The 2,885-nt window shown below is 35.0% G+C and carries 4 protein-coding genes; 2 read left to right on the forward strand and 2 right to left on the reverse strand.

Annotated elements, in window-relative coordinates:
• Nucleotides 1-533 (forward strand): YhjD/YihY/BrkB family envelope integrity protein (locus tag UC75_RS20865; RefSeq protein WP_228137232.1); only part of this gene is annotated, 533 nt, incomplete at its 5' end.
• 105 nt (nucleotides 534-638) lie between these two features.
• Here the strand turns inward: UC75_RS20865 and UC75_RS08815 are convergent.
• Nucleotides 639-1,280, reverse strand: coding sequence for a fumarylacetoacetate hydrolase family protein (locus tag UC75_RS08815; protein WP_049837372.1), 642 nt, complete (start codon nucleotides 1,278-1,280; stop codon nucleotides 639-641).
• Between the two features lie 39 nt (nucleotides 1,281-1,319).
• Nucleotides 1,320-1,817, reverse strand: a complete 498-nt coding sequence (locus UC75_RS08820) for a YcxB family protein (RefSeq protein ID WP_005301331.1) — start codon at nucleotides 1,815-1,817, stop codon at nucleotides 1,320-1,322.
• Between the two features lie 223 nt (nucleotides 1,818-2,040).
• On the opposite strand from UC75_RS08820, the gene UC75_RS08825 reads away from it, so the two are divergent.
• Nucleotides 2,041-2,733, forward strand: coding sequence for a nitroreductase family protein (locus tag UC75_RS08825; protein WP_049837373.1), 693 nt, complete (start codon nucleotides 2,041-2,043; stop codon nucleotides 2,731-2,733).
• Nucleotides 2,734-2,885 lie beyond the last annotated feature (152 nt).

Raw genomic sequence — 2,885 nt, forward strand, 5'->3', positions numbered from 1 at the left:
TCACCAGCTATGAGCTGATCTATGGCGCATTTGCAGCGGTACCCATTTTCCTATTATGGATCTTTCTTTCATGGAATATTATTTTACTGGGTGTAGAAGTCAGTTTTGCTTTAACTGCTTTTCACTCAGGTAAAGAACAAAAACGACATCCTGTTCTAATGTTATTAGATATTCTTGAGCTGTTTTATAAAAAGCAAAAGCTGGGTGAAAGTGTAAGTGATAAAGAAGCTTTAGAAATTTTAGGCCGTGGAGAAATTGGTCGCTGGCCTGCTTATGTGCTTTTACTAGAAGAACAAAATTTAGTTAAACGCACCGATAAAGATGAATATGTTCTAGCGCGTAATTTATCCCAAGTTGATTTCTGGAGTTTTTTCACAGCCCTTCCGTACCCCTTACCTTTACGTCAAGATATCCAAAATGTACATGATGACGATGAATGGATGGAAAAAATTGGACCTGCGCTCATTGAGTCTAATGATTATTTGGCTGCAAAACTTTCTATTCCACTTTCAACAGTTTTTGAAGAGAAATAGAAAAATAAGGCGATTTATTAATATAAATATCTTCCCCTTCTAGACAATAAAAAACCCTATTATTGAAAAATAATAGGGTTAAAAATTAGAAAATTTAGGAATAGCTTATGCTTTCACAAAAGTTTTCCATACAAAATCTTGCGTTGCACCTTTTAATGTCATTTTTAACTGATCACCCGAGTGTAATGACCCAACACCAGCAGGTGAACCTGTCATAATTACATCACCTGGTTCTAGTGAAAAGACCTGATTAATATCAGCTAATAGATCGCCAATAGTAAACATTAACAGTGCAGTATTACCATCTTGACGTAGCTCATTATTAATATGGAAAGTAAATTTAGTTTCTTGCCAATCTGTAATTTCGCTCAAATCTACCCAATCAGCCAGAATACAAGCACCATCAAAAGCTTTTGCACGTTCCCATGGATGACCTTTACTTTTCAGATCATTCTGTAAATCACGCATTGTTAAATCAAGACCTAATGTCACCGCACCAATCGCTTTTAATGCTTTTGCAGGATCTGTTTCACCTTTTAAAGGCTGGTCAATGCGTAAAACTAATTCACACTCAAAATGACAACTGCCCCAAGCTGGATTCCAGGAAATACCGTCATTTAAACCAATCAAACTACTAGGTGGTTTAATAAATAATATAGGCTTGTCAGGCATAGCATTATTTAATTCTTTAACATGATCAGCATAGCTTCTGCCTACGCAAACGATTTTTGAAGGACGTGTATTCATGAGGCTTCCTTTGTTGTTGCGGCTAATAATTCCAATAATTTATTTCTTAAATGTATTTTCAAATATCGTTTGATCTGAAACCTGTGCAAATGCTCGCTTTGGCACAATAATTACAGTTTTGTTTTTTAACTCAAGCATGTACGTCAGCTTACCTTTAGCAAAAGTTTGCACATCCGCATATTGCACTACTTGCTTACGTTCACTGGAATAAAGCTCAAAATAATCTTGATAAAGGTCAATTCCCTGCTCACTTTTTCCAAACTGGTAACGAACAAATTGACGTTTAAATAACATCGGTAAAAGCCAATAACGCATCAACCCTTGCATTACCAAAAAAAACAAGCCTAATCCGACATAATATCGACCAACCCCAGAGAAACCTAGATAAAGTCCCCAAATAATAATTGCAATACTAATCGCAGGTGTTAGAAAACGGGTAAATTGTTTTTTCCCAAATGTTACTAACGAAAATCCATCTTGTGATTCTTCTAAATTCAAATAGTAACGTAAAGATAAAGCTGTTTTTTGCTCAGTCATTGCAATGCATCAATACTCAATAAATCGAAACTATTAGAGCATATTCATTTCAGCTTTAAAATGAATCAAAGGCTATTTTTTGTTTTGTTTAAAAGAAGCAGTTATAGTTCAGTTGCAAAATATTTTTCGTTGCATATATGGAACGTAGATTCATATTTTTTGAGCTTATTTCACTTTTTAAAATTTCTACAATAAGAGCATCACCTTCTTAGTGGAATGTCTCATGTCTTTTTTTGCAAAATTATTTGGCTTAAATCAAAAAGCAACAATCTCAAAAGATGTGGTTACGCACACCACTCAAGAGACGAACCTTTCAAATAAACCAAGCTTTTTAGAATTAATTAAAAAACGTCGTTCAATTTATTCAATAGGAAAGAACTTAAAACAGTCCCCAACTGAAATTGAAAAATTAATTCAAGAGGCTGTAAAACATAGCCCATCTGCATTTAACTCCCAGTCTTCTCGCGTTGTGATTTTATTTGATCAGTCCCACCAAAATTTCTGGAATATTGTTTTAGATGTATTAAAAACGATTATTCCAGCAGAAGCCCTAGCTGGAACTGAACAGAAAATTCAAAGTTTTGCAGCAGGTGCAGGTACAGTTTTATTTTTTGAAGACCAACATGTGATTAAAGATCTACAAGAGCAATTTGAAGCATATGCAGATAATTTTCCAATCTGGTCTGAGCACTCAACAGCAATTGCACAATTTGCAGTATGGAACGTACTGGCTGAACAAGGTATTGGGGCTTCTTTGCAACACTACAATCCAATCATTGATGAGAAAATTAATGCTGCTTTTAATGTTCCCGCTCATTGGAAATTAAGAGCTCAATTAGTATTTGGTTCAATCGAAGGCGAAGCCGGAGAAAAAGCTTTTATTGAAGATGAAAATCGTTTTAAAACATTTGGCTAATTTTCTACTTTTTAATTCTTTTCAAAGCTGGTTGCCACGAGCACCGACTTTTAATAGAAATCGCCAAAAACAGGCACAAAAAAACCGCTATATATAGCGGTTAATTCTTCAAGTGGTGCGCTCAGAGAGATTCGAACTCCCGACCCCTTAGT

This window comes from Acinetobacter sp. V2, from assembly GCF_001188385.1.
Taxonomy (GTDB): domain Bacteria; phylum Pseudomonadota; class Gammaproteobacteria; order Pseudomonadales; family Moraxellaceae; genus Acinetobacter; species Acinetobacter oleivorans.